Genomic DNA, 2,408 nt, shown 5'->3' on the forward strand with positions numbered 1-2,408 from the left:
ACCGTGCGCACCGCCGTGGCCAACCCGGCGACGTCGCGGGGCCGGAAGGACGTCCCGGTTCGGCCGTCGATCACCGCCTCGCCCAGCCCGCCGGTGTTCGACGTCACCAGCGGGATGCCCGCGGCGGCGGCTTCCAGGGCGACGAGTCCGAACGGTTCGTAATGGCTCGGGAACACGGCGGCGTCGGCGCGGTGCAGCAGGGCCAGCAACTGCTCGTGGTCGACGTGCCCGATGAACTTTGTCGCTTTGATCACCCGGTGTTTGCGCGCCTGTTCGACCAGCCAATCCTGCTGGGTGCCGTCTCCGGCGATGGTCAGCGATGTTCCGGGGTGCGTGCGCCTGATCTGTGGCAGGGCCGCGATGGCGTCGTGGACACCCTTCTCGTATTCCAGCCGGCCGACGAACAGCAGCTCCGCCGGCTCGCTGCGGCGTCGGCGCAACGCGAACGGCCAGCGAGCCGCGTCGATACCGTTGCGAATAACGGTGATCTCGGCCAGACCCGGCCCGAACAGTTCGCTGATCTCGTCGCGCATCGACGCCGAACAGGTGATCAGCGAATCGGATTCGTGCACCAGCCACGACTCGATCGCGTGCACCTGACGGCTGATCGTGCCGGCGACCCAGCCCGAATGCCTGCCCGCTTCGGTGGCGTGCATGGTGGAGACCATTGGCACGTCGTAAAACTCGGACAGCGCTATGGCCGGATGGGCCACCAGCCAGTCGTGCGCGTGCACGACGTCGGGACGCCAGGGCCGCCCGGCGCTACGCCCGCCGATCTGCTTCACCGAGAGCCCGGCGCGCGTCATGGCGTGGCCCATGGCCAGCGTCCAGGCCATCATGTCGCGGCCGAAGGAGAACTCATGCGGATCATGCGCCGCGGCGATCACCCGGACGCCTTCGCTGATCTCCTCGGAAGTCGGATGGGTGCTCGGGTCGGTGCCGGTCGGGCGGCGGCACAACACGATGACTTCGTGCCCGGCCAACGCCAGCGCGGTCGACAGGTGATGGACGTGTCGGCCCAGCCCACCGATGACGACTGGCGGGTACTCCCACGACACCATCAGGATCTTCATGCGCGTGCCTCATCCAGCGGTGTTCGTCGGGCCTCGCCCGGCCACCGTGCACAGAATGCCGGGCGCGGCGACGTGTCGGGGTACAGGCACGCACGCTCGCTGTAAGGAGGGGAGGTCAGCATCACAGTCTTCGCGCGTCCAACGCCCCGAAGAGCCCGTCGGCCCGATTCCAGCCGTCGGCGAGCCGCTGCGCGGTATCGCGCCGGCCCGAGGCCAGCGCTCCGGCGATCTCCCGGGTGGCGTGAGCGTGCAGATGCGCGCGGTAGCGGGCGTAGTCGGCCGCCGAGTCCTTGCTCACCATGAACGGCCAGTCGCTGGACACCGTCAGCAGCGTTTCCCGCAGGATCTGGTCGGCGATCCGGTCGCGGGGGATGGGGCCGTCCAACGACGCGGGCTGGGCCAGCACCTTGTCGACCGTGCTCAGCGCCGTGTCGACCACCTCGACGTTGAGCTGCACCAGATCGGCGACCTTCTCGCCGGCCCACACCTGCCAGTCCTTGCCGGAACCCCAGGAGCTGGGCGGGATTTCGACCGCTGAGCCGACGAACCCACCCGCGACCGCGTCGCTCAGCGTACCCACCTGCACACCGGCCGCCGGCAGCGCGCGCAGCACCCGCTGCAGCCACACCGGTCCCTCGCACCACCAGTGACCGAAGAGCTCGGTGTCGAACGCCGCCACCACATGGGCGGGCCGGCCGATCCGCTCGGACTCGGCGAGCAACCGGCGGCGAACCACGTCGACGAAATCGTCCACGTGCATGTCGACCGCCCGGTCGGCGCGTTCGGGATCGTAGGGCGCCTTGTCTTCCGAGGGCACGTTGCGGCCGGTGACCCGGGCGGGCTTCAGGCCGGTGTGGTGATCGTAGGTGTGGAAGTCGCGATAGGCGGCATGGCCCGGGTAGCCGGACTTCGGCGACCACACCCGGTAGCTGACCTGGAGATCACGCCCGAACGCCACCACATCGGTGTCACCGACGGGCCGCCCCAACGCCGTGTCGCCGTGAAATGACGGTCCGTCGACCATGAAGTGACCGACGCCGGCGGCGGCATAGTCGCGTTCCATGCCCGGGGCGTACGCGCATTCCGGCGCCCAGATGCCGACCGGTGTGTGAGCCAGCCGCTGATGCGCGTCGGCCAGGCCCTCGCGCAACGCGAACTCGCGAAGCCTGGGCGTCAGCAGCGGCTGAAAGGGGTGCGCCAGCGGCCCGCCGAGCAGTTCCACCGTGCCGGCGTCGATCAAGCCGCGCAGCAGCGGGCTGGCACCGTGTCGCCAGAGTGTGGCGAAGTCGCCGAGCGCCTGATCGGCTTCGGCGTGCTCGCGAATGCCGAACGCGC

Annotated in this window: 2 protein-coding genes; both read right to left on the reverse strand. The window is 69.7% G+C overall.

Going from position 1 to position 2,408, the window contains the following annotated elements; translation table 11 throughout:
* The coding region (locus WA317_RS21860; protein ID WP_425175021.1) for a glycosyltransferase family 4 protein at positions 1-1,073 on the reverse strand (1,073 nt) is incomplete at its 3' end.
* A gap of 121 nt (positions 1,074-1,194) precedes the next feature.
* On the reverse strand, positions 1,195-2,408 hold a 1,214-nt coding region (locus WA317_RS21865; RefSeq protein ID WP_425175022.1), incomplete at its 5' end, for a 1,4-alpha-glucan branching protein domain-containing protein.

Source organism: Mycobacterium sp., from assembly GCF_049802695.1.
In the GTDB taxonomy this organism is placed as follows: Bacteria; Actinomycetota; Actinomycetes; order Mycobacteriales; family Mycobacteriaceae; genus Mycobacterium.